This is a genomic window from Micromonospora sp. WMMD737, assembly GCF_049179055.1.
Taxonomy (GTDB): domain Bacteria; phylum Actinomycetota; class Actinomycetes; order Mycobacteriales; family Micromonosporaceae; genus Micromonospora; species Micromonospora reichwaldensis.
In genome coordinates, this window is sequence record NZ_JBMHMH010000001.1 from 3,078,401 (window position 1) to 3,102,093 (window position 23,693).

The following is a 23,693-nucleotide window of genomic DNA, read 5'->3' on the forward strand; positions in this document are numbered from 1 at the left end:
GGGGACGGGGCGTGGCATGGCCGAGGTGATCCGGGTGCTGCTCGCCGACGACCAGCCGGCGGTGCGGGCCGGGCTGGCGCTGATCCTGGCCGGGGCGGCCGGCGTCGAGGTGGTGGGCGAGGCCGAGGACGGCGCCGAGGCGGTCCGGCTGTGCCGGGAGCTGCGCCCGGACGTCGCGGTGCTGGACGTGCGGATGCCCAGGCTGGACGGCATCTCGGCCACCCGGGAGATCGCCGCCGACCGGCTCGCCGACGTGCTCGTGCTCACCACCTTCGACGTCGACGAGTACGTCTTCGGGGCGCTGCGGGCCGGCGCGGCGGGCTTCGTCCTCAAGGACATCGACGCGGCGGGGCTGGTGGCGGCGGTGCGGACGGTCGCCCGGGGCGAGGGGTTCATCGCCCCGGCGGTCACCCGCCGCCTGATCACCGAGTTCGCGGCGACCGCCCCCACCAGCTCCGCCGCGACCCGGCAGGCGGTGGACGCGCTGACCCCCCGGGAGCGCGACGTGCTGGCCTGTCTCGGGCTCGGCCTGTCCAACCAGCAGGTCGCCGACCGGTTGGCGATGGCCGAGAGCACCACCAAGACCCACGTCAGCCGGATCCTCGCCAAGCTGGACCTGCGCAGCCGGGTGCAGGCCGCCATCCTGGCCCAGGAGCTGGGACTGCCCGTCCCGCCGCCGGCCTGACCCACCGCCACCCGTGGTACGGGCCCGTCACCCGCGCCCGGGCGGGCCACCCGGAGCCGGAGGCGGCGGGCCACCCGGAGCCGGGCCACGGCCGGCAGGCCACGGGCGGCGGGCGGGGCGCGGCGGGCCGCCCGGCGCGGAGGCGCAGGTCGGGGCGTGTCAGGCTGGGGCGGTGAGCGAGCCGGGCGGGACGGAACTGTCGGCCACGCTGCGCCGGATCGAGCGGGCGGCGGGGGCGCTGGCCAGCGCCAGCGTGGCCCGGATGGACGAGACGCTGCCCTGGTTCCGCGACCTGCCGCCCGACCACCGCTCCTGGGTGATGCTGGTGGCCCAGGCCGGCGCCCGGTCGCTGGTGCAGTGGCTGCGCGACGGCGGCGGCACGGCGGACAGCACCCAGGAGGTCTCGGACGAGGTCTTCGCCACCGCGCCGCAGGCGCTCGCCCGCTCGATCAGCCTCCAGCAGACCGTCGCGCTGGTGAAGGTGATGATCGACGTCGTCGAGGAGCAGGTCTCGCACCTGGCGGCGAAGGGCGAGGAACAGCAGTTGCGCGAGGCGGTGCTGCGGTTCTCCCGGGAGATCGCCTTCGCCGCCGCCCGGGTGTACGCCCGGGCCGCCGAGTCGCGCGGTTCCTGGGACGCCCGGTTGCAGGCGTTGCTGGTGGACGCGCTGCTGCGGGGCGACTCGCCGGACGTGCTGGCGAGCCGGGCGGCGGCGCTCGGCTGGGCGGACGCCCCGCCGGTGGCGGTGGCGGTCGGCCGCTCCCCCGGCGGGGAGGTCTCCGCCGTGCTGCACACCGTGCACCGGCAGGCCCGGCGCATCGGCACGGAGGTGATCGGCGGCGTGCACGGCGACCGGCTGGTCATCGTGCTCGGCGGCGCCGCCGACCCCGTCGCGGCCACCGGCAAGCTGCTCGGCGCCTTCGGGGACGGGCCGGTGGTGGTCGGTCCGGCCGTGCCGAGCCTGGACGAGGCGACCGAGTCGGCGCGCGCCGCGCTGGCCGGCTTCCGGGCCGCACCGGCCTGGCCGACCGCGCCCCGGCCGGTGCCGGCGGACGACCTGCTGCCGGAGCGGGCGCTGGCCGGGGACGCGGAGGCGCGCCGGCGGCTGCGGCACGACGTCTACGCCGCGCTGGTGCGGGCCGGCGGGGAACTGCTGGAGACCCTCGACGCCTTCTTCGCGGCCGGCGGCACGCTGGAGAGCGCCGCGCGCTCCCTCTTCGTGCACCCGAACACGGTGCGCTACCGGCTGCGGCGGATCTCCGACGTCACCGGTTTCTCGCCGCTCGCGGCGCGGGACGCCTTCGCGCTCCAGGTGGCCCTCACCGTCGGCCGGCTCGACCCGGTGGTTCCGGTCGTACCAACTCAGACAATGACCCCGAATAGCAGTAAGACGTCACACACAGGTGATGATCGCCGCCGATTTTTGTAGGAACCCTCCAAAGGTTCTAGTGCGGTTTGGTCGGAGGCGGCACAGCGCTACCCGCGCGTATCCGGGAGAGTCATAGACGTGCTCGCCGTACTCTCGCCCGGCCAGGGTTCCCAGAAACCCGGCTTCCTGACTCCCTGGCTGGACCTCACCGGCGCCGAAGCACGTCTGCGCTGGTGGTCGGCGCTGGCCGGGGTCGACCTGGTGCACCTCGGCACCGCCGCCGACGCGGACGAGATCAGGGACACCGCGCGGACCCAGCCGCTGCTGGTCGCCGCCGCGCTGCTGGCCGCCGAGCACCTGCCGATGTACGACGTCACGCTCACCGTCGGCCACAGCGTCGGCGAGCTGGGCGCGGCGGCGCTCGCGGGGGTGCTCCCGGCCGAGGCGGCGATCACCCTGGCCGGCGTACGCGGGCGAGAGATGGCCGCGGCCTGCGCCCTGGAGCCGACCGGGATGGCCGCCGTGCTGGGCGGGGACCCCGAGGAGGTGCTCGCCTCGATCGTCGCGCACGGGCTGCACCCGGCCAACCGCAACGGCGCCGGCCAGTTCGTCGCCGCCGGCTCCGTCGAGGGGCTGGAGAAGCTCGCCGCCGAGCCGCCGGCGAAGGCCCGGGTGATCCGCCTGAAGGTGGCCGGCGCCTTCCACACGCCCTACATGGCCCCCGCCGAGACGGCGCTGGCCGCCGTGGCCGCCGGGATCACCCCGAGCGACCCGGCCCGGATCCTGCTGTCGAATCTCGACGGGGCCGCCGTCAACCACGGGCGCGACATGGTGCAGCGCCTGGTCCGCCAGGTCACCGCGCCGGTGCGCTGGGACCTCTGCATGCGCACCCTGGCCGACCTCGGGGTGACCGGCGTGATCGAGCTGCCCCCGGCCGGCACCCTGGCGGGCCTGGTGAAGCGGGAGCTGAAGGGGGCCGGGGCCCCCGAGGTGGTCACCCTCAACACCCCCGACGACCTGCCCGCCGCCCGGGACCTGATCGCCCGGCACGGCATGGCGCCGGGCCACGAGCCGACCATGCAGTTCCGCGTGGTGGTGGCCCCGTCGGCCGGCACCTTCGAGCCGGCGCGGGAACTCACCGAGGGCGACACGCTGCGCGCCGGCCAGGTCGTCGGCCACGTGGCCACCCGGCAGGGCCCGGTCGAGGTGACCGCGCACGGCAGCGGCGTGCTCACCGAGTGGCTCGCCCACCACGACGACCCGGTCGCGCCGGGCCAACCGCTCGTCCGCATCGGAGGTCACGCATGACCGGCAGTCGGATCGTCGCGCTGGGGCACTACCAGCCCTCCCGCGTGGTCACCAACGACGACATCGCCCAGTTGGTCGAGACCAGCGACGAGTGGATCCGGGACCGGGTCGGCATCGTCACCCGGCGGATCGCCGACGGTGAGACGGTCGCCGACATGGCCGCCGCCGCCGCCGGCAAGGCGCTGGCCAACTCCGGGCTCACCGCCGCCGACATCGACCTGGTCGTCGTGGCGACGTGCAGCTCCGCCGACCGCAGCCCGAACGTGGCCTGCCGGGTCGCCGCCAAGCTCGGCATCACCGCGCCCGGGGCGTTCGACCTCAACACGGCCTGCTCCGGCTTCGCGTACGCGCTGGGCACCGTGGACCACGCCATCCGGGCCGGCGCCTCGCGCAACGCCCTGGTCATCGGCGCGGAGAAGCTGTCCGACATCGTCGACTGGACGGACCGCTCCACCTGCATCATCTTCGCCGACGGCGCCGGGGCCGCCGTGGTGTCGGCCGTCGGCGAGGGCGAGCCCGCCGGCGTCGGCCCGGTCGTCTGGGGCTCGGTGCCGGAGAAGGGCGACGCGGTACGCATCGAGGGCTGGCGCCCGTCCATCCAGCAGGAGGGGCAGTCGGTCTTCCGCTGGGCCACCACGGAGCTGGCGCCGCTGGCCCGGCAGGCGTGCGAGCGCGCCGGGGTCGACCCGTCGGAGCTGGCGGCCTTCGTGCCGCACCAGGCCAACGCCCGGATCATCGACGGCATCGCGAAGCGGCTCGGCATCCCGAACGCGATCATCGCCAGGGACATCGTCGAGTCCGGCAACACCTCGGCGGCGAGCGTGCCGCTGGCCCTGTCCAAGCTGGTCGAGCGGCGGGAGGTGCCCTCCGGCGCCCCGGTGCTGCTCTTCGGCTTCGGCGGTGGCCTGACCTACGCCGGTCAGGTCGTCCGCTGCCCCTGAAAGCCCCTCCGGCCACTGTGCCGGGGAGTGACGGCCGGCGTCGTCGGCCGTCGAATGATCCACGATGAGAGGAACCAACCGCAATGACCCGTGACGAGATCACCGCCGGCCTCGCCGAGATCCTCGAAGAGGTTGCCGGGGTGAACCCGGACGACGTGGCCGAGGGGAAGTCCTTCACCGACGACCTGGACGTCGACTCGCTCTCCATGGTGGAGGTCGTGGTGGCGGCCGAGGAGAAGTTCGGCGTCAAGATCCCGGACAACGAGGTGCAGAACCTGAAGACCGTCGGGGACGCCGTCAGCTACATCGAGGCGCAGTCCTGATCATGGCTCACACCGACGTCGTCGTCACCGGGCTCGGCGCGACCACCCCGCTGGGCGGGGACGTCGCGTCGACCTGGGACGCCATGCTCGCCGGCCGCTCCGGGGTGGGTCCGCTCACCCAGGAGTGGGCCGAGCAACTGCCGGTCCGGATCGCCGCCCGGCTCGCGGTCGAGCCGACCGGCCTGATCGACCGGGTCAAGCTCCGCCGGCTCGACCGTTCCGAGGCGATCGCGATCATCGCGGCGCAGCAGGCGTGGGCGGACTCCGGCCTGGCCGACTCCGGGCTGGACCCGGAGCGGCTGGGCGTCAGCGTCGGCTCCGGCATCGGCGGCGCGCTGACGCTGCTCGCCCAGGACGACATCCTGGAGGCGTCCGGCCCGCGGCGGGTCTCCCCGCACACGATCCCGATGCTGATGCCGAACGGCCCCGCCGCCTGGGTGGGGCTGGAGCTGGGCGCGAAGGCCGGGGTGCACTCGGTGGCCAGCGCCTGCGCGACCGGCGCCGAGGCGATCGCGCTCGGCATGGACATGATCCGTGCCGGCCGGGCCGACGTGGTGGTGGCCGGCGGCACCGAGGCGGTCATCCACCAGCTGCCGATCGCCGGGTTCAGTTCGATGCGGGCGATGTCGACCCGCAACGACGAGCCGGAGCGGGCCTCCCGGCCGTGGGACAAGGGCCGCGACGGCTTCGTGCTGGGTGAGGGCGCGGGCATCGTGGTGCTGGAGCGGGCGGAGCACGCCGCCGCCCGGGGCGCCCGGGTCTACGCCCGGCTGGCCGGCGCCGGACTCACCTCCGACGGCTACGACATCGTCCAGCCGCACCCGGAGGGCGAGGGCGCGATCCGGGCGATCGCGAAGGCGATCGCGGACGCGGACGTCGCCAGGGCGGACATCGTGCACGTCAACGCGCACGCCACGTCGACCCCGGTCGGGGACGTCGCGGAGATCACCGCGCTGCGCGCGGCGCTGGGTGACCACCCGGTGCTGACCTCGACCAAGTCGATGTCCGGTCACCTGCTGGGCGCGGCGGGCGCGCTGGAGTCGATCGCCACCATCCTGGCGATCCGCGACAGTGTCGTGCCGCCGACGATCAACCTGGACGACCCCGACGACGGGCTCAGCCTGGACGTGGCCGCCAACGAGGCGCGCCACATGGACATCCCCGCCGCGCTGAACAACTCGTTCGGCTTCGGCGGGCACAACGTGGCTCTCGTCTTCACGCGGGCCTGAGACCACAGCCATGGAGGCTCACGTGACCACCACCGCCGTTGGCGTGGACACCTCGTCCGTCGTGGACCATCGGGATCCGGAGGTTCGGCTCCGGGCGTTGTTCGACGCCGGTTCGTTGCGGCTGTCGGTGCCACGGGACACCTCGGGTGTGCTGTGGGCGCGCGGTGAGGTCGAGGGCTCGCCGGTCGTCGCGTACGCCACGGACGCGACGCGGATGGGCGGGGCGATGGGCACCGAGGGGTGCCGGCACGTCGTGGACGCGATCGACACCGCGGTACGGGAGCGGGTGCCGGTGATCGGGTTGTGGCACTCGGGTGGTGCGCGGTTGGCCGAGGGCGTGGTCGCCCTGGACGCGGTGGGTCAGGTGTTCGCGGCGATGGTGCGGGCCTCGGGGCGGGTGCCGCAGATCTCCACGGTGCTGGGCCCGGCGGCCGGTGGCGCCGCGTACGGGCCGGCGTTGACCGACATCGTGGTGATGAGCGGCGCGGGCCGGATCTTCGTGACCGGCCCGGAGGTGGTCCGCAGCGTCACCGGCGAGCAGGTCGACATGGCCCGCCTCGGTGGGCCCGAGCCGCACGGCCGCCGCTCCGGGGTGGTCCACGTGACCTGCGCCGACGACGAGACGGCGCTGGCCGAGACGCGCAAGCTCGCCGCGCTGCTCGGCCGGCAGGGGCGCCTGTCGCCCGACGACGTGTCCGCCCAGGACGAGGGGGGACACGACCTGACGGCGAAGATGCCGGTCGAGACGAACCGGGCCTACGACGTCAAGCCGGTGGTGAAGGCGCTGCTGGACGCCCCCGGGGTGGAGCTGCACGCCAAGTGGGCGCCGAACGTGGTGACCACCCTGGGTCGCTTCGCCGGGCGTACCGTCGGGGTGATCGCGAACAACCCGCTGCGCCTGGGCGGCTGCCTGGACGCCTCCAGCGCCGAGAAGGCCGCCCGGTTCGTGCGCATGTGCGACTCCCTCGGCGTGCCGCTGATCGTCCTGGTCGACGTCCCCGGCTACCTGCCCGGCCTGGGCCAGGAGTGGGACGGCGTCGTCCGCCGGGGCGCGAAGCTCCTGCACGCCTTCGCCGAGGCCGTCGTGCCCCGGGTCACCCTGGTCACCCGCAAGGCCTACGGCGGGGCGTACATCGCGATGAACTCCCGCTCCCTGGGTGCCACCGCGGTGTTCGCCTGGCCCAACGCGGAGGTCGCGGTGATGGGCGCCGGCGCCGCCGTCAACATCCTGCACCGCAAGAAGCTCGCCGCCGCCCCGGCCGAGGAGCGCGAGGCGCTGCGCGCGCAGCTCGTCGAGGAGCAGACCCGCATCGCCGGTGGCGTGAACCGGGCCCTCGAGATCGGCGTCGTCGACGACGTCATCACCCCGGCCGAGACCCGCCGCCGCATCGCCGAAGCCCTCGCCGCCGCCCCGGCGGCCCGGGGCGCGCACGGCAACATCCCGCTGTAGCCGCACAGACGCAAGGGCCCGCGCTCAGCACGAGCGCGGGCCCTTGCGCGTCGTTCACGCCCGGTTGCGGGGGTGCTGGCGGGCGGTCCGCTCGTTGCCCCGGCGGTAGTTGCCGGTCCACCGGGCCATCACGAGCTGCGGGTCGCCGTCGACCTCGGCGAGGAACTCCGCCGCCCGGCCGCCGCGCAGGGTGCCCGCCGCCCGGCCGTGGTGGGTGATCACCACCGTGCCGTCCGACCGCTCGACGTACGCGAAACCCTCTGCTGTCCCCATGGGCGCACAGGGTGCCAGGTGAACCGGCCGAGGGCGACCCGGTTTCCCGCTTGACTCTCCACCGGCTGGAGGCAGGAGGCTTGTCGACGTGGCCGACCGCACCGACCTGTTCACCATCGGGCAACTCGCCCGCCGGACCGGCCTGTCCGTCCGGACGATCCGCTTCTGGTCCGACCTCGACCTGCTCCCGCCCACCGCCCGGTCCACCGGCGGCTACCGCCTCTACGACGCAGCGGCCGTGGCCCGGCTGGACCTCGTCCGCAGCCTGCGGGAGCTGGGGATCGGCCTGGACGACGTCCGCCGGATCCTCCAGCGGCGGACGAGCGTCCGGGAGGTGGCCCAGGCGCACAGCCGCGCCCTGGACGCGGAGATCCGCACCCTGCGGCTGCGCCGGGCGGTGCTGCGGTCGGTCGCCCGACGTGGCAGCACGACCGAGGAGTTGAGACTGATGAACGACCTGGCCCGCCTCTCCGCCCGCGAGCGGCAACGGATCATCGACGAGTTCGTCGCCGAGGTCTTCGGTGGCGTGGAGCCCGGTCCCGGCGGCGACGGGCTGGCCCGGGCGATGCGGACGCTCCCCGCCGACCTGCCCGACGAGCCCACCGACGAGGAGGTGGACGCCTGGGTCGAGCTGGCCGGGCTGGTCGCCGACCCCGCCTTCCGGCTACGGGTACGGGCGATGGCGGTGGCCGGGGCGGCGGCGACGTCCCCGCCGCCGGCGATGCCCTCCGTCGAGCCGGCGCGCGCCGCGCTCGCCGCCGGGATCGCCCCGGACTCCGGGCGGGCGCGGGCGGTGCTCGACGAGATGGTGGACCCGGGGCTGTCCCGCGCCGAACGGCTCGCGCTCGCCGACGGCATCGCGACCTTCACCGACCGGCAGGTGGAGCGGTACTGGCAGCTGATCGGGGTGCTCAACCGGCGGCCCCCGTTCCCGCCCGCGGTGCCCGCCGTGGAGTGGCTGGTGGCCGCCCTGCGGGCGGCACCGTAGATCAACCGGATTGACGTCGCCGCTGCGCGCCGCTTTGATGAGCCGGCTCTCGTCGTCAACGGGGAATGGACACCATGCAACGTCGCACCCGCGCCGCCGTGCTCGCGGCGCTCACCATCGGACTGACCGGCGGCTGCGCCGACGGGAAGGAGGCACCGTCGGCCGGTGGCTCCCCTTCGGCCTCGCCGAGCGTCACCGCCTCCCCGGTGACCCCCGGCCCGCCCTGGCACGACGAGGTGGTGGCGGCTCCCGCCGGGACCACGGTGGGCGGCAAGGGCACGCCCTGCGAGCTGCCGGTCACCTTCTCGGTGCCGGCGAGGTGGAAGGTCGAGGCGGTGAAGGGTTCGGCGAAGTTCGGCGAGCCCCGCCTCGGCAAGGCCCTCATGCTGTGCGAGCTCAACGCCCGGCCGACCGGCTCCACCGGGTTCCTGCGGGTGTGGCGGGTCGACGGGGTCGCCGGCGGCGCACAGGAGCACCTGAAGTACTTCCTCGACGCATACGCGCCGGAGGCCGCGGACGCGGAGTACCGGCGGGTGAAGGCCGGCACCGTCGACGCCGTCGAGGCGAGCTACCCCAAGGAGGACGGCGGCACGGTCAACGACCGGGCCATCGCGATCTCCTCCCTCTACGGTCCGATCGTGCTGAGCCTGGACACCTCGGACCCCATGGAGCTGCTGCCGGCGTACCAGCTGGTCAAGCAGTCGGCCCGGATCAACCGGGACTGACGCGGCTCAGGCCCCGCAGGTGGTGGCGGACAGGCCGGTCACCGGCACCGGGGACCGGCCGCCCGGTCGGGTCTTGCCGGCCAGCACCCCGGCGAGGGCGGTCATCGACGCCCGGCTGGAGGAGTAGGTCGCCAGGAGGGTGGGCGACTTGGCCTTCGCCAGCACGTACGGGGTGTCCATGGCGACCGTGACGGCGGCGTCGGCGCGCAGGTCGCCAGCGCCGTCGCCGTACCCGACGAGGTGCACCACCGTGCCGCCGCCGGCCACCACCTTGACCCCGGCCGCCTTGAGCGCCTCGGTCAGCGCCGCCCGCGTGTGCTCGCGCCCGCCGGAGGCGGTCACGGTCACCGGCCCCCGTACGCCGCCGCCGCAGGCGCCCCGCAGCACCGTCACCGCCGCCGCGGCCAGGTCCTCCGCCGCCTTGCGGTGCGCCGGGCCGGCCAGCGTGGACAGCTCGGGCGTGGGCCGGTCGGCCAGCTTGAACTTCATCGTCAGCACCCGGGTCGCGGCCTCGACGAGGCGGGTCCGGGGCAGCGACTTGTCGCGGAGCGCGGCGAGCAGCCCGTCGTACGCCTGGCGGACGTTCGGCGGCATGAGGATGAGGTCGTTGCCCGCCTTCAGCGCGCGCACGGCGGCCTCGCCCGGCGACCAGCGCTTGGCCGGCGGCATGTTCATCCCGTCGGTGATCACCACGCCCTGGAAGCCGAGCTGGCCACGGAGCACGTCGGTGAGCAGCTTGTGCGAGAAGGTCGCCGCAGTGCCCGGGTCCACCGACCGCGCGTCGAGGTGGGCGGACATCACGGCCATCGTGCCCGCGTCGATGGCGGCGGAGAAGGGCGGCCACGCCCCGGTCTCCAACGTCCGGCGGGGCTGGTCGAGCACCGGCAGTCCCTCGTGGGAGTCGGCGGCGCTGTGCCCGTGCCCCGGGAAGTGCTTGACGGTGGCCGCGACGCCCGCGGCCTGCAGGCCCCGGACCGCGCCCGCGACCTGCCCCGCCGTCACCTTCGGGTCCGCACCGTACGACCGGGAGCCGATCACGGTGCTGCGCGTGGCGAGCACGTCGGCGACGGGGGCGAAGTCGAGGTTGATCCCCATCGCGGCGAGCTCGGTGCCGGCCGCCCGCCAGGCGGCCTCGGTCAGCTCCGGCCGTCCGGCGGCGCCGGCAGCGAGGGCGCTGGGCAGCAGGGTCACGCCGTCGGTGATCCGGGTGACCACGCCGTGCTCCTGGTCGGTGCCGATCAGGAAGGGCGCCGGCCCGGCGGGCAGCCGGCCGGCGGTCGCACGCAGGCCGTCGGTGAGCGCGCGTACCTGCTTCGGGTTGTCGACGTTCGTCGTCTCCTGGTTGCCCTTGGTCGGGTCGTCGGCGCTGAAGCCGACCAGGATCAGCCCGCCGAGCCGGTACTTCTCGACCATCTGGGCGGGGGTGTCCACCCCGGCCAGCGCCTGGTTGCCGGCCGCCGAGCCGGGCGAGACCCGGGTGGCCGCGTCGCCGTAGGCGTACGGCATCAGCACCTGGCCGACGAGGTCCTCGTCGGCGAGCGAGGCCACGAGGGCGGCGGCGCGGGCGGCGGGGTCGGCGCCGGGGACGCTCGCGGCGGGTGTCGGGGCGGCCGTCGGGGCGGCGGCGCTCGTCGGGGCCGGGTCGGGACGGCGGTCCGCCGGCCCGGAGCACCCGGAGACGAGCAGTGCGGTCAGGGCGGCGAGCGCGACGCCGGCACGTCGCGGGGTAGTCGACACGCGGCCCATCCCACCAGTTCACCCCTTATCGGGGCAACTTGACCTTCACCCGCCAGGATGAGTCGGCCCCGGTCCGGGCCCCGGCGTCAGCCGACGCGGGTGAGCAGGGTCACCGGCGCGCCGTCGCCGGCGTACCGGTAGGGCTCCAACTCGGCGTCCCACGCCGTGCCGAGCGCCTTGTCGAGGGCGTGCGCGAGGGCCTCGGGCGCCCGCGCGCCCGCCATGATGCTGCGCAGGCGGTCCTCGCCGAGCTGGATGTCGCCGGCCGCGCCGACGCTCGCCCGGAACAGGCCCCGTCCGGGCACGTACATGAAGCGCTCGCCGTCGGCGCCGGGGCTTGGTTCCTCGGTGACCTCGAAACGGATCATGGGCCACTGCCGGAGGGCAGCAGCCAGCTCGGCGCCCGTCCCCGGGCGACCGGTCCACCCGCACTCGGCCCGGCGGGCGCCGGGGTCGACGGGCTGAGCCGTCCACTGCAGGTTGACCGGCGCGGCGAGGACGCGCGCGATCGCCCACTCGACGTGTGAGCACACGGCGAGCGGGGTCGAATGGACGTATACGACGCCACGCGTTGGCACGGTGACCTCCCGGAGAGCGAGGTGCGTCTTCCCCTACGACCTCGACCACCCGAGTGGTTGCTGGAACACATGATGACTGGTGTGACGGATGATGCGCCAGGGAATCGGAAAATTCGCGGGTCGGAATAGTCGGACGAGTGCCCCGGTTGACCCCTCACGACGCGATGACCAACCAGGGACCGCGGTCGTGTACAGTTCCATCGGCGGCCTGTGCCGCGCACATCTTCCGCGGGCCCACCCACCAGGGTGTCGTCCGCACAGCCCCCGGACGTTCCGTCCTCCCGTACGTCTTGCAAGGAGTACCTCCGTGGCGAGCAACACCTCTAAGACCGCGCGCGCGTCAGTCCGGGCCGGCCAGGCTGGCCAGGGTGGCGCCCTCAGCGTGCTGGGCGAGTTCAAGTACCTCATCCCGCTCAACGGCGGCAAGCACGCCTACGTGCGGAACCTGACCAACGGCAAGACCGCGCACCTGCGCACCGACTCCGAGGCCTTCGTCGAGGAGATCCGGGTGCTGGCCGCCGCCGGCCACGCCGCGAAGATCCGCGCCGAGATCAACAACCTCAACACCACCCACCCGGGTGACGGCTGGGACGCCACCGAGAAGCGCCTCGTCGAGGCCGGCGTCTTCGAGGGCTGACCCCTCCCCCACGCGACACCTGAACCGCCCGCCGGGACCCCCGGCGGGCGGTTCTTCCTTACGCCTCCAGCAGGGTGACCTCGCCGGTCGTCAGGTCGTAGAGGGCGCCGACCACCGTCAGCCGCCCGGCGGCGACCGGGACGGCGAGCCGGTCGTCGGCGCGCAGGGCGGCGACCGTACGGAGCACGTGCCGGCGGACCGCCATCGGGTGCACCCGGGGGTCGTCGATGCCCACCTCGGTCACCGCCGGGGCGATCTGGTCGACGAGGTGGGCCAGCGCGCCGCCCGGTGACCGCCCGCCACGCAACGCGTCCACGGCGGAGGCCACCGCGCCGCACCGCTCGTGCCCGAGCACCATCACCAGCGGCACCTCCAGCTCACCGACCACGTACTCGATGGAGCCGAGCACCGCCCGGTCCAGTACGTGCCCACCGGTGCGGATCACGCAGATCGAGCCGAAGGTCTGGTCGAAGATCGCCTCCAGCGGCACCCGCGAGTCGATGCAGCCGAGCAGGACCGCGTACGGCTGCTGGTCGCCCGAGGCCGCCGCGGCGGCGGTGACGTCGTGGCCGTGCACCGGCTGGCCGCTGACGAATCGGCGGTTGCCGGCGAGCAGCTCGGCCAGCGCGGCCCGGGGCGACCCCATGCCCCCAGCTTGGCGGGCCCGCCGGCCGCCCGGAGCGGGTTGCGAACCTTCTCACCGACATGGTTGCCGTGGTCTCATGACGGGTAGCCGGTGTTACCACCGGGTATCCCCGGTGTTGCGGTTCCGTGCGGCCCTGGGAGGTGACGATGCCGGAGCACGTCGAGGTGCGTCTTCCCGACGACGTACGCCTGCACGTCGAGGCGGTTGGACCGGCCGACGCCGAGGTCACCGTCGTGCTGCTGCACGGCTGGACGCTGGACGGGCGGGCCTGGCACCGGCAGCTCGCCGACCTGCGGCAACGCTTCGGCGACGCGGTGCGGGTGGTGACCTACGACGCCCGCGGTCACGGCCGGTCGAGCTGCATGGCGCTGCCCACCGCCACCGTGGCCCAGCTCGGCGACGACCTCGCCGCGGTGCTGGACGAGGTGGCCCCGGCCGGTCGTGTCGTGCTGGTCGGCCACTCGATGGGCGGCATGACGATCATGGAGTACGCCCACCGCCACCCCGCGCACTTCGCCGCCCGGACGGCCGGGCTGGTCTTCGTCTCCACCACCGCCGAGGGCCACACGCACACGGCGTACGGCCTCTCGCCCCGGATCGCCCGGTTGATCCGGCTCGCCGAGACCACGGGGGCCGGCGTGCTGGCCCGGTGCGGGGCCTGGCGACCGCCCCGGGCGCTGCTGCGTGCGCTGCGTCCCAGCATCCGCTGGATGCTCTTCGGCGACCGCTGCGACCCGCACGACATCCGGCTGGTCACCTCGGCGGTGGCCCGCGCCACCCTCCGCTCGATCGGCGGGTTCCGCGCGTCCATCGGGGCGCAGCACCGGCTGGACACCCTCGCCGCGCTGGCCCACCTGCCGGCCGCCGCCCTGGTCGGCGACCGGGACCGGCTCACCCCGCCGCCCTGCGCCGAGTCGATCGCCGGCGCGCTGCCGGCGACCGAGCTGACCGTCTGCCCGGGTGCCGGGCACATGCTGATGATGGAACGCCCCGACGAGGTCAACGCGGCGCTCGGCGGCGTGCTCCGTCGCGTGCTCACCGCCCCCGGGGCGGGCGCCACCGCCGCCACCCGCGCGGACTGGACCGGGCCCGGCAGGGAGCGCGGCACGGGCTGAACCGTGCCGACGGGAAGCGCCACGCGGACCCGGACCGGGCCCGGCGGGAAGCGCGTCGCGGCCCCTGCGGGCGTGACGCGGGTTCCTTTCCCGCACCGGTGGCGCCGCTGGTTGCCTGCGGGCCGTACCCTCTTGCGGTTGGCCTGGCGCGGTTCGCACGGTTCGCGCCGCCCGCCGCCGACGTCAGGAGGAGCGAGCGGTGACCGACCAGACCACCCTGGAACAGGAGATCGCCGTCGAGCAGCGGCATCTCGACCGGGTGTACGCCCGACTGGCCGAGCTGCGCCGGTCGGCGGTCAGCGCCGAGAAGGAGGGCTACCGGCTCGCCCGGGTGGGCAACTTCGGGGCGCTTGTCGAACGGGACGCGATGGTGTTCCACGCCGCACGGCGGCGGCACATGCTGGACGCCGAGCACGAGGGCCTGGTCTTCGGCCGGCTGGACCTGCTCGACCGGCAGGTGCTGCACGTCGGGCGGCTCGGCATCCGCGACGACGACGCGTCCACGCTGGTGGTCGACTGGCGGGCCCCGGCCGCCGCCGCCTTCTACCAGGCCACCCCCGCGCAGCCGCTGGGCGTGGTGCGGCGGCGCACGATCCAGTCCTCCGCCGAGCGGGTCACCCGGATCGAGGACGACCTGCTCGATCCGGTCGCCGCGCCCGCCGACATGGCGGTGGTCGGCGACGGCGCGCTGCTGGCCACGCTGTCGAAGGCCACCGGCCGGGGGATGCGGGACATCGTCGCCACCATCCAGCGGGAGCAGGACGAGGCGATCCGCTCCCCCGGCGCGGGCGTGACGATCGTGTCCGGCGGTCCGGGCACCGGGAAGACGGCCGTGGCCCTGCACCGTGCCGCGTACCTGCTCTATTCCGACCGCAGCCGGTTCGCCGGCGGCGGCATCCTGGTGGTGGGCCCGTCGTCGGTCTTCGTCGAGTACATCGCCTCGGTGCTGCCCTCGCTCGGCGAGGACACCGCCACCCTGCACTCGCTGGGCACGCTCTTCGCGGGTCTGACCGCCACCCGCACCGATCCGCCGGCGGTGGCGGCGGTGAAGGGCTCGCTGCGGATGCGGCGGGTGCTGGAGCGGGCGGTCCGGGACGCGGTGCCGGGCGGCCCGACCGAGCTGCGCCTGCTCTACCGGGGCGAGCTGCTCCGGCTGGAACGCCGCGAGCTGGACGGCATCCGGGACCGGGCGATGCCCCGGGGCGCCCGCCGCAACGAGGTGCGCCGGGCCGGCTTCGACGGGGTCTTCGCGGCGCTGTGGGCGCAGGCCCGCAGGTTGGGCGTGGGCCGCCTGCCAGAGCAGCGCGCGTTCGAGGACGAGATCGCCGAGCGGCCGGAGTTCCGGGAGTTCCTGAAGGCGTGGTGGCCCCGGCTGCACCCCCGGCACGTGCTGGGCTGGCTGGCCCGTCCGGACCGGCTGCACCGCTACGCCGAGGGGATCCTCTCCCGCGCCGAGATCCGGCTGCTGACCGACGCGTACGGCAGCCTCGACGCCGCCGGGCTGACGATCGCCGACATCGCGCTGCTCGACGAGCTGGACGCCTTGCTCGGCAAGCCGATGAAGCCCGCCCGGGCGAAGCGGGACCCGTTCCAGCTGGCCGGTGGGGTCCGCGAGCTGAGCACCTTCGCCGACCGGCAACGCGCCGCCCGCGAGGCGGCGCGGGAACGCCCGGACGACTACCGGGAGTACGCGCACGTGGTGGTCGACGAGTCGCAGGACGTCTCGCCGATGCAGTGGCGCATGATCGGCCGGCGGGGCCGGCTGGCCTCGTGGACGGTGGTGGGCGATCCGGCGCAGACGGCGTGGACGGGGGATCCCGAGGAGCTGACCCGGGCCCGGGACCAGGCGTTGGGCCGGCGCAAACGGCACCACTTCACCCTCACCACGAACTACCGCAACTCGGCAGAGATCTTCGCGGTGGCGGCGGCCGAGATCCGCCGGCTGCACCCGGACCTGCCGCTGCCCCGGGCGGTGCGCTCCACCGGCGTCGACCCGGTCGCGCTGTCGGTGCCGCCGGCGGAGCTGGAGGCCGCGGTGGTGGCGGCGGCCGGCGCGCTGCTCGCCGAGGTCGAGGGCACGGTCGGGGTGATCACGCCGGTGCCGCGCCGCGACGAGGTGGCCGGCTGGCTGGGCGGGCTCGGTGCGCCGCGTCTGCAGGTGGTGACCAGCCTGGAGGCCAAGGGCATGGAGTACGACGGGGTCGTCCTCGTCGCCCCGGGCGAGATCCGGGCCGACCCGGGGTCGGGGGTGCGGACGCTCTACGTGGCGCTGTCCCGGGCCACCCAGCGGCTGACCACCGTCGACCCGATCGGCTGAGCCGCCGTTACTTGCATACATAGCGATGTGAGCATAGATTGAACGCGAATCCGGACGCCTGACGGAGGGTGGGCGCGTGGGCGCAGGTCATGACCACCATCACGGGTCGGTGGCGAATGCCGCGCACCGCCACCGGGGCCGGCTCTGGGCGGCGTTCGGGCTGCTCGCCGGCCTCATGGTGGTGGAGGCGGTGGCGGCCTTCCGCACGGGCTCGCTGGCCCTGCTGAGCGACGCCGGGCACATGTTCACCGACGTGCTCGGCATCGGCATGGCGCTCGCGGCGATCGCCGCCACCCGGCGGGCGGGCGCCGACCCGCAGCGCACCTTCGGCCTCTACCGGCTGGAGGTGCTGGCCGCACTGGCCAACGCCGCCCTGCTCTCCGGCGTCGCGGTCTACGTCGTGATCGAGGCGGTGCGCCGCTTCGGCGACCCGCCGGAGGTGCTGGCCGGCCCGATGCTGGTGGTCGCCGTGCTGGGCCTGCTCGCCAACATCGGCGCCTTCGCGCTGCTGCGCTCCGGGGCGAAGGAGAGCATCAACGTCCACGGCGCGTACCTGGAGGTGCTCGGCGACCTGCTGGGGTCACTCGGCGTGATCGGGGCCGCGCTGCTGATCGCCACCACCGGCTGGTGGTGGGCGGATCCACTGGTGGCGGTCGCGATCGGGGTGCTCATCCTGCCGCGCACCTGGCGGCTCGGGCGGGCCGCGCTGCGCATCCTGGTGCAGGCCGCGCCGGAGCACCTCCAGGTGACCGCGGTGCACGACCGGCTGGCCGCCGTGCCCGGCGTCGCCGAGGTGCACGACCTGCACGTCTGGACGCTGACCTCCGGGATGGAGGTGGCCTCGGCCCACCTGACCATGGCACCCGGCGCGGAGGTCGGCGCGGTGCTGGGCGCCGCCCGGGCCGCGCTGCACGACGACTTCCACATCGAGCACGCCACGTTGCAGATCGAGCCCGGAGCGTCGCGCGGGGCCTGCGGGTCGCTTGAGTGGTAATGAGGACAACCTTAAATCTGGGAGAGTATTGTGCACTTATGCCGGATTTGACTGTTAGTGGACGTACACCCTGCGTCACCTGCGCTGCATCAGTCACACCGGCACCGGTAGGCTCGGCTTCGGCCTCCGCCAGGCGGCACCCACCGGTGCCGGCGGTGGCCGCCGCCTAATCGCCCGGCGGGGCGAACCGGGGAACCATGTTCGTGGGGTGCATCCGCTTCAGCGGTAGGGATCTTCCGTCCCGAACCCGTCAGCTAACCCGGTCGGCGGCTGACGGAAGGACACGTGTATGCCAGTGATGGCACCTGTACGACGACGTGCCGCCCGGACGGCGGCCCTGATCGCCACGATGCTCGCCCTCGGCGCCGCGGTGGCCCCGGTCACCGCCGCCCCGGCGGCGGCCGCCACCCGGGCCGGACTGCTCGCCGCGGCCCCCGGCCAGGACGAGGAGGGCGGCACCCCCGCCCTGCGGGCCCAGTTGGAGGCCGCCAGCAAGGGCTACCTCGACGCCAAGCGCGCCCTGGACACGTCGGCCAGGCGGCAGCAGCAGCTCGCCGCGCAGCTCAAGACCACCGAGGTCGAGCTGGCCGCGCACACCGCCAGGGTCGGCGAGATCGCGGGAGCGGCCTACCGCACCGGCCGGCTCAGCGTGGCGTCCGCCCTGCTCAACAGCAGCTCGCCGGACGGCTTCATGGACCGCGCCGCCGCCCTCGACGCGGTGGCCGCCAAGGAGGACCGGGCCCTGCGCGAACTCCAGGAGACCCGGGACCAGGCCACCCGCACCAAGCTCGCCCTGGACGGCGAGATCCGGGAGCAGCGCAAGCAGGTCACCGTGATGGCCAAGCGCAAGGAGCAGGCCGAACGGGCGCTGACGGTCGCCAACCGCGAGCAGCAGCAACAGCGCCAGCAGTCCACGGGGGCGGGCGTCTCGCCGGGCGGCACCTCGAACAAGACGGCGAAGGCGGCCCCGCGCAACTCCGACGGCTCCTGGCCGCGCGAGTCGTGCAGCGTCAACGACCCCACCCCCGCCAACGGCTGCATCACCCCGCGCACCCTGCACGCGCTCAACCAGGCCAAGGCAGCGGGCTTCACCCGCTACGTCTCCTGCTACCGCCCCGGCGGCTCAGGCGAACACCCGAAGGGCCGGGCCTGCGACTTCGCGGCCCAGAAGGGCGGCTTCGGCGGCGACGCCACCGGCGGCGACCGGACGTACGGCAACAACCTGTCGGCGTACTTCGTGCGCAACGCCGACCGGCTCGCCGTGCTCTACGTGATCTGGTACAGGCAGATCTGGCTGCCCAGCAGTGGCTGGAAGTCGTACAGCGGGGCCAACGGCGACCCGTCCAGCGACCACACCAACCACGTGCACCTGTCGGTCTACTGACGCCCGCGCCCCGGTGCCCCGCCCGTCGCGGGTCACCGGGGCGCGACGGCGTCCGTCGCCTCCCGCCACCGCGGCCGGGCCTGTCCGGCGGTCAGTCGGCCGGCGACCCGGGCGGGCTCGTGTCGAGGGCCGCAGCGAGGCGGGCGGCCAGCCCGAGGTGGGCGGCGCGGGCCTGGCGGAACGCGTACCCGAAGAGCGGCGCGGGCGCGGCGAGGGTGATCTCGACCTCGATGCGGACGCCGTCGGGCTCCGCCCGCAGCCGGGTGTGGTTGCGCACCGTGGTGGCAGGCCACTGCCGGGCCACGGTGACGATCTCGTCGGCATCGTCCACGAGGACGTCGGCCCGGTAGGTGATCGGCAGGCGCACCGGCCCGGCGGCCAGTCGATCGGTGATGTCGTAGCTGGCCCGCGCGCCAGGACGGGGCGGCACCCGGCGGACCCGGACGATCAGCGGGTGCAGGTCCTCCTGCCGGGTGGGGTCGGCGAGCAGCGCCGCGGCCTCCGCGAGGGAGCAACGCGCCTGGACGGTGTAGCTGAAGGAACTTCGCCTGAGCACGCCGTCTCCCCAGCGTCGGTGGTCGCCCGATCGTCGCGCATGCCGGGCGCCCTGGCAACGCCGCGCCGATCCCGCCCGGAGTCCGGACGTCCGGCCGCCGACCCCACTACGGTCAGCTGATGGATGGTCACGGCACGTGTCGACCGACGGAGGATGGGCGCATGAACGGGTACGACGGATGAGCGGGCATGTGATGGTATTCGCGCCCACGCCCCGGCTGACGGTGACCGTCGACCAGCCCAGCGACGCGCCGGAGCTGCACCTGCACCCCGGCGGGCAGGGCGTGTGGCAGGCCCGGATGGTGATGTCGCTCGGCGTCGACGTGGTGCTCTGCGCCGCCCTCGGTGGCGAGATCGGCCAGGTGCTGGAGCCGCTGCTGGTCAGCGAGGGGGTGCACCTGAAGGTGGTGGTGCGCGACTCCGGCAGCGGCGGGTACGTGCACGATCGGCGCGAGGGCTCCCGGCAGGAGATCGTGGACGTGCCCGGCCAGCCGCTCAGCCGGCACGAGCTGGACGAGCTCTACAACCTGGCGCTGGGCGAGGGGCTGCGCGCCTCGGTCAGCGTGCTGAGCGGGCCGAACGAGCCGTCGCTGGTCCCGGCCGACCTCTACCGGCGGTTCGCCGCCGACCTGGGGGCCAACGGCAGCCGGGTGGTGGTCGACCTCTGCGGCGAGCACCTCGACGCCGTGCTGGACAGCGGCGTGTTCTTCCTCAAGGTCAGCCACGAGGAGCTGATCGCCGACGGCCGCGCCGACGGCGACGACGAGGAGCAGCTCACCCGGGCCCTGTACGACCTGCACGCCGGCGGCGCGGAGAACGTGGTGGTGAGCCGGGCCGACAAGCCCGCCCTCGCCCTGGTCGACGGCGAGGTCTTCGAGGTCGAGATGCCCCGGCTGGAGGCGGCCGACCCGCGCGGGGCGGGCGACTCGATGACCGCCGGGGTGGCGGCCGTGGTGGCACGCGGCGGCGACGTGCGCACCGCGATCCGTACCGGTGCGGCGGCCGGCGCGCTGAACGTGACCCGGCACGGCCTGGGCACCGGCCGGCTCGACTCGATCACCGGCCTGGTCGACCGGGTGCGTCTCGTACCGGCCGGCAGCCGGCCGCAGGAGCGGACCAGCCCCGACGAGCTGGCCGAACGGGCGGCCGAGCGGTGACGCTGCGGGTACTTGTCACCAACGACGACGGGATCGCCGCGCCCGGCATCCAGGCGCTGGCGCGGGCGGCGGCGGACCGGGGCCTGGACGTGGTCGTCGCCGCGCCGCTGGAGGAGGCGAGTGGCACCAGCGCCGCGATGACCGCCGTGGAGCGCGACGGGCAGGTGGTGGTCCACGAGCACCCGCTGCCGGAGGTGCCGGGGGTGCCGGCGTTCGCGGTCGGCGGCTCCCCCGGCTTCATCGCGCTGATCGCCGTGCACGGCGCCTTCGGGCCTCCGCCGGCGGTGGTGCTGTCCGGCATCAACCGGGGCGCGAACGCGGGACGCGCGGTGCTGCACTCGGGCACGGTGGGCGCGGCCTTCACCGCCGCCGCGAACGGCTGCCGGGCGATGGCCGTCTCGCTCGACGTGCTCTCGGCCGGGGAGGCCACGGCCGCCAGCGGGGGTGCCGCGGTGGCCGCCGCCGCCCGGGTACGCGACGCCGAGCGGCACTGGCCGACAGCCGCCCGGGTCGCCCTGGACCTGCTGCCCCGGCTCACCGCCGGGCCGGTGGAGAGCGTGCTCAACGTCAACGCGCCGGACCTGCCGCACGGCCGGCTGCGCGGGGTGCGCCGGGGCACGCTGGCCACCTTCGGCCAGGTGCAGATGACCGTGGCGGAGGCCGGGCACGGCTTCGTCCGCACGTCGCTGGAGGAGCCGGGGCAGGCCGTGCAGCCCGGCACCGACCTGGCGCTGCTGGCCGAGGGGTACGCCTCGGTGACGGCGATCCGCGCGGTCACCGAGGTGGCGGACGTCGACCTGTCGGGCCTCGGCGACGCCTGAGCGGCCCGCCTCCGACCTCGCGGCCGGCGGCAGGTCGGCGGCGGGTCAGGCGCCGGGGAGGACCTCGGGGGTGGGTGCGCCGGCGTAGTAGGGCTCGGGGGCGCCGAAGAGGCCGAGCAGGCCGGTCACCCAGAGCTGCCGGTGCACGAAGCGGCTCGGCTCGGTGACGACGAGCTTGACGCCGCTCACCTCGGCGGTCTGGAAGCCGGCGACCATCGCGCTGATGCCGACCGAGTCGATGAAGGTGACGAGCCGCATGTTCAGCTCGATCCGACCGGGACGCCCCTTGGTCAGGACCTCGGCGATCGCCTCGCGCACCTCGTACGCGGTGTCGACGTCGATCTCACCCCGCGGGGCGATCTCGATGACACCACCGGGCAGGACCGACTTCACGATCGACAGGCTCACGCGAGCACCTCCACTCGCCCGTCCGACGGGCGCCTCATCAGTACGCGGGCCGCGACCGAGAGTATTCCTCTGACGGCCTCGGTCGCCACCCCTCGGGATGAGCAATTCGCGGGATCAGGGCACAGCAAGTCGCCCTTATCCGGACTATTGACGTTTTGTCCGACCAACGATCAGCTGCCGCTGACACGTCGCGCCCCAGGGTAGCCGGCTCCCGCCGGCACCGCCCAACAGCCGGCCCCCCGGCGTGGCCCCTTCCGCTTCGGCCCCGGGCCTTGCCCGTTCTGCCTAGCATCGGCTCGGAGACACGACTGCGACCGGGAGGACGATCGATGCTCAGGAGACTTGCCGCGCTGGCCGGCGTCAGCGCGCTGTTGGCCCTCGTACTGGCCTGCGGGTTCGGCGGTGGTGGGGGCGACGATGACGACGACGACGGTGACGACGACTTCGCGCGGGGCGTGACCGTGGCGGTCGCCGTCCGCTGACGCCGGGCCCCCACGCCGCCGGCCACCGTCACCCCGGGCCGCCGCCCCCGCGACACGGGGTTTGCGGAGCAGTCCCACGGGGCACAGGCGGAAACGAGCGAACCGTCACACGCCGGTGCGACGCCGAAGTCGAAATGGCCGCCCGCTTCGGCCCCGAGGAGGTAACCACCATGTTCGGAAGCAACCTGCTGGACCGCCGCAGCAAGCCCGAGCGGATCACGGACCAGGCGTGGCAGCACCTGGTCTCGGCGGTCAGCTCCGCCAGCGACAGCGTCCGCGACACCGCCCGTTCGGCCCGTCGGGGCGGCTCCGGCCTCGCCGACGAGGCCGGCGACCTGGTGGGCTCGGCGGCGGACGAGGCCCGGCGCCGGGCCACCCAGGCCTTCGACGCGCTCGCCGGCCGCCGGCCGGCGCTGCCCTGGACGCTGCTGATCGGCGCCACTCTGGTCGGCGCGGCGATCGGTTGGGCCGCCGGCACCGCCGCGCGGGCCGCCGGCAGCCGGGGCGACCGGGCGATGGACGACATCGAGTTCGTCGACGTCGACCGACCCAACTCCCCCGTCGGCCTCGACGGCTGACCGGTCCGGCACCCGCTCGCGACGAACGGGCCCCGGTCGACCATCGCGGTCGGCCGGGGCCCGCGCCTGTTCCGGGCGACGTGCCGCGACAGCGGCCCGTCGCTCCGCGTCTCGCGGCCCCGTCCAGAGGCTCGCGGCCCACGGCCCTGTTCCGAAGGCTCGCGGCCCACGGCCCTGTTCCGAAGGCTCGCGGCCCGCGGCCGCGTCCCGAAGGCTCGCGGCCCGCAGCCGCGTTCCGAAGGCTTGCGGCCCGCAGCCGTGTCCCGAAGGCTCGCGGCCCTGCGAAGGGTGGCGTCAGAGGGCGGCGACGCTCGCGGGGGCCCGCTCCGCCCGGCTCAGGGCGCGCAGCACCGCCGGTTGCCCGTGCCGGCGTACGGCGAGACGGGCCAGCAGCGTCAGCACCGGGTCGACCGTCTCGGCCGGCAGCTCCGGGGTGGGCACGCCGACGCTCACCGCGAGGTCGTCCGCGTGCACGACGAGTTCCATCAGCCGGGTGGCCAGGTAGTCGTCCAGGGTGAGCGACCAGGGGCCACGGGCCACGTGCACCACCCGATCGGACGGCTCCGCCGCCAGCACGTCCGTCAGCTCGCGCAGCGTGGCGGCGCACCGGTCGACCAGAGCGGCCGGGCCGTCGGCGGCGAGGCCGTCACCGGCGCGGCGGATGGCGACGTTCACCGTGGCGTCGACCGGGGCGCCGAGCCAGGTGCCGCGCGCGTAGTGGTCGAGCAGCCCCACGGGGTCGCCGGCGGGGACGGTCGCGGCCAGCACGGCGGGGACGCCGAGCACCTGGCTGGCGAGGTGGCCGGCCAGGCCCCCCACGCCGAACGCGGGCAGGGCGCTCGGTTCGTCCCAGCGGCTTGCTACGGCGGGGTCGGCGAGCAGGTCCACCGCCGAGCGCGCGGCGGTGAGATAGGCCGTCCTGATCGGACTCACGGAGGATCCCTCCTTCGACGGGCGAAGCTCCGAGCCTATGGCTTGCGGGGACACGGGCCC

Annotated in this window: 25 protein-coding genes and 1 riboswitch; of the genes, 18 read left to right on the forward strand and 7 right to left on the reverse strand. The window is 74.8% G+C overall.

What is annotated here, in order from left to right:
- Positions 1–16 precede the first annotated feature (16 nt).
- From ACN27A_RS13085 to ACN27A_RS13115, 7 genes are all read left to right on the forward strand, one after another.
- Entirely contained in the window at positions 17–685 is a 669-nt protein-coding gene (locus ACN27A_RS13085; protein ID WP_357579444.1) for a response regulator transcription factor, read from the forward strand.
- A 13-nt stretch (positions 686–698) separates the two neighbouring features.
- Entirely contained in the window at positions 699–2,114 is a 1,416-nt protein-coding gene (locus tag ACN27A_RS13090) for a PucR family transcriptional regulator (protein WP_421452972.1), read from the forward strand.
- Between the two features lie 78 nt (positions 2,115–2,192).
- The gene (locus tag ACN27A_RS13095; protein WP_421452975.1) at positions 2,193–3,362 is read left to right on the forward strand and encodes an acyltransferase domain-containing protein; all 1,170 of its coding nucleotides are present in this window, start codon (positions 2,193–2,195) and stop codon (positions 3,360–3,362) included.
- Entirely contained in the window at positions 3,359–4,303 is a 945-nt protein-coding gene (locus ACN27A_RS13100; RefSeq protein WP_311411918.1) for a beta-ketoacyl-ACP synthase III, read from the forward strand. Before ACN27A_RS13095 ends, ACN27A_RS13100 begins: the two co-directional genes overlap by 4 nt.
- A gap of 83 nt (positions 4,304–4,386) precedes the next feature.
- On the forward strand, positions 4,387–4,626 hold the full coding sequence (locus ACN27A_RS13105; RefSeq protein ID WP_007072348.1) for an acyl carrier protein: 240 nt from the start codon (positions 4,387–4,389) through the stop codon (positions 4,624–4,626).
- Between the two features lie 2 nt (positions 4,627–4,628).
- Positions 4,629–5,855 carry a beta-ketoacyl-ACP synthase II gene (gene fabF / locus ACN27A_RS13110; protein ID WP_421452981.1) on the forward strand — a complete coding sequence of 409 codons (1,227 nt, stop codon included), beginning with the start codon at positions 4,629–4,631 and terminating at the stop codon, positions 5,853–5,855.
- A 10-nt stretch (positions 5,856–5,865) separates the two neighbouring features.
- Positions 5,866–7,305, forward strand: coding sequence for an acyl-CoA carboxylase subunit beta (locus ACN27A_RS13115; protein WP_421452984.1), 1,440 nt, complete (start codon positions 5,866–5,868; stop codon positions 7,303–7,305).
- Positions 7,306–7,359: 54 nt separating this feature from the next.
- Here ACN27A_RS13115 and ACN27A_RS13120 read toward each other — a convergent pair whose 3' ends face one another.
- Complete coding sequence (locus ACN27A_RS13120) at positions 7,360–7,578, reverse strand: hypothetical protein (RefSeq protein ID WP_421452987.1); 219 nt, start codon at positions 7,576–7,578, stop codon at positions 7,360–7,362.
- An 88-nt stretch (positions 7,579–7,666) separates the two neighbouring features.
- On the opposite strand from ACN27A_RS13120, the gene ACN27A_RS13125 reads away from it, so the two are divergent.
- Both ACN27A_RS13125 and ACN27A_RS13130 read left to right on the forward strand, forming a co-directional pair.
- On the forward strand, positions 7,667–8,566 hold the full coding sequence (locus ACN27A_RS13125) for a MerR family transcriptional regulator (RefSeq protein ID WP_132237202.1): 900 nt from the start codon (positions 7,667–7,669) through the stop codon (positions 8,564–8,566).
- A 74-nt stretch (positions 8,567–8,640) separates the two neighbouring features.
- Complete coding sequence (locus ACN27A_RS13130; protein WP_421452990.1) at positions 8,641–9,291, forward strand: lipoprotein; 651 nt, start codon at positions 8,641–8,643, stop codon at positions 9,289–9,291.
- A 6-nt stretch (positions 9,292–9,297) separates the two neighbouring features.
- Here ACN27A_RS13130 and ACN27A_RS13135 read toward each other — a convergent pair whose 3' ends face one another.
- Positions 9,298–11,037 (reverse strand): glycoside hydrolase family 3 protein, encoded by a 1,740-nt coding sequence (locus ACN27A_RS13135; protein ID WP_421452993.1) that lies wholly within the window; start codon positions 11,035–11,037, stop codon positions 9,298–9,300.
- Positions 11,038–11,114: 77 nt separating this feature from the next.
- Positions 11,115–11,606: a DUF3145 domain-containing protein gene (locus tag ACN27A_RS13140; RefSeq protein WP_121400330.1), complete on the reverse strand. Its 492-nt coding sequence runs from the start codon at positions 11,604–11,606 to the stop codon at positions 11,115–11,117.
- A 307-nt stretch (positions 11,607–11,913) separates the two neighbouring features.
- Here ACN27A_RS13140 and ACN27A_RS13145 point away from each other — a divergent pair, with 307 nt between their 5' ends.
- Positions 11,914–12,243 carry a hypothetical protein gene (locus tag ACN27A_RS13145; protein ID WP_074313395.1) on the forward strand — a complete coding sequence of 110 codons (330 nt, stop codon included), beginning with the start codon at positions 11,914–11,916 and terminating at the stop codon, positions 12,241–12,243.
- Between the two features lie 58 nt (positions 12,244–12,301).
- On the opposite strand, the gene ACN27A_RS13150 is transcribed toward ACN27A_RS13145, so the two are convergent.
- The gene (locus ACN27A_RS13150) at positions 12,302–12,889 is read right to left on the reverse strand and encodes a carbonic anhydrase (RefSeq protein WP_421452997.1); all 588 of its coding nucleotides are present in this window, start codon (positions 12,887–12,889) and stop codon (positions 12,302–12,304) included.
- A gap of 146 nt (positions 12,890–13,035) precedes the next feature.
- On the opposite strand from ACN27A_RS13150, the gene ACN27A_RS13155 reads away from it, so the two are divergent.
- From ACN27A_RS13155 to ACN27A_RS13170, 4 genes are all read left to right on the forward strand, one after another.
- Positions 13,036–14,004, forward strand: coding sequence for an alpha/beta fold hydrolase (locus ACN27A_RS13155; protein ID WP_421453000.1), 969 nt, complete (start codon positions 13,036–13,038; stop codon positions 14,002–14,004).
- 199 nt (positions 14,005–14,203) lie between these two features.
- Positions 14,204–16,321, forward strand: a complete 2,118-nt coding sequence (locus ACN27A_RS13160) for a HelD family protein (RefSeq protein WP_421453003.1) — start codon at positions 14,204–14,206, stop codon at positions 16,319–16,321.
- A 76-nt stretch (positions 16,322–16,397) separates the two neighbouring features.
- Positions 16,398–17,315, forward strand: coding sequence for a cation diffusion facilitator family transporter (locus ACN27A_RS13165; protein WP_421453006.1), 918 nt, complete (start codon positions 16,398–16,400; stop codon positions 17,313–17,315).
- A 153-nt stretch (positions 17,316–17,468) separates the two neighbouring features.
- A riboswitch (cyclic di-AMP (ydaO/yuaA leader) is annotated at positions 17,469–17,600 on the forward strand.
- 13 nt (positions 17,601–17,613) lie between these two features.
- A complete protein-coding gene (locus ACN27A_RS13170; RefSeq protein WP_421458452.1) occupies positions 17,614–18,699 on the forward strand; it encodes a coiled-coil domain-containing protein in 1,086 nt (361 codons plus the stop codon).
- Between the two features lie 91 nt (positions 18,700–18,790).
- Here the strand turns inward: ACN27A_RS13170 and ACN27A_RS13175 are convergent, their stop codons facing one another.
- Complete coding sequence (locus ACN27A_RS13175; protein WP_421453009.1) at positions 18,791–19,255, reverse strand: SRPBCC family protein; 465 nt, start codon at positions 19,253–19,255, stop codon at positions 18,791–18,793.
- Between the two features lie 178 nt (positions 19,256–19,433).
- On the opposite strand from ACN27A_RS13175, the gene ACN27A_RS13180 reads away from it, so the two are divergent.
- Complete coding sequence (locus ACN27A_RS13180) at positions 19,434–20,411, forward strand: 1-phosphofructokinase family hexose kinase (RefSeq protein ID WP_421453012.1); 978 nt, start codon at positions 19,434–19,436, stop codon at positions 20,409–20,411.
- Positions 20,408–21,232, forward strand: a complete 825-nt coding sequence (gene surE / locus ACN27A_RS13185; RefSeq protein WP_132237184.1) for a 5'/3'-nucleotidase SurE — start codon at positions 20,408–20,410, stop codon at positions 21,230–21,232. The genes ACN27A_RS13180 and surE overlap by 4 nt, the downstream gene beginning before the upstream one ends.
- 45 nt (positions 21,233–21,277) lie before the next feature.
- Here the strand turns inward: surE and ACN27A_RS13190 are convergent, their stop codons facing one another.
- Complete coding sequence (locus ACN27A_RS13190) at positions 21,278–21,640, reverse strand: STAS domain-containing protein (protein WP_088998998.1); 363 nt, start codon at positions 21,638–21,640, stop codon at positions 21,278–21,280.
- Between the two features lie 329 nt (positions 21,641–21,969).
- Between ACN27A_RS13190 and ACN27A_RS13195 the strand changes: the two genes are divergently transcribed.
- Positions 21,970–22,122 carry a hypothetical protein gene (locus tag ACN27A_RS13195; protein WP_192581635.1) on the forward strand — a complete coding sequence of 51 codons (153 nt, stop codon included), beginning with the start codon at positions 21,970–21,972 and terminating at the stop codon, positions 22,120–22,122.
- A gap of 170 nt (positions 22,123–22,292) precedes the next feature.
- On the forward strand, positions 22,293–22,700 hold the full coding sequence (locus tag ACN27A_RS13200; protein WP_121400322.1) for a hypothetical protein: 408 nt from the start codon (positions 22,293–22,295) through the stop codon (positions 22,698–22,700).
- A 294-nt stretch (positions 22,701–22,994) separates the two neighbouring features.
- On the opposite strand, the gene ACN27A_RS13205 is transcribed toward ACN27A_RS13200, so the two are convergent.
- Positions 22,995–23,633 carry a maleylpyruvate isomerase N-terminal domain-containing protein gene (locus ACN27A_RS13205; RefSeq protein WP_421453016.1) on the reverse strand — a complete coding sequence of 213 codons (639 nt, stop codon included), beginning with the start codon at positions 23,631–23,633 and terminating at the stop codon, positions 22,995–22,997.
- Between the last annotated feature and the right edge of the window lie 60 nt (positions 23,634–23,693).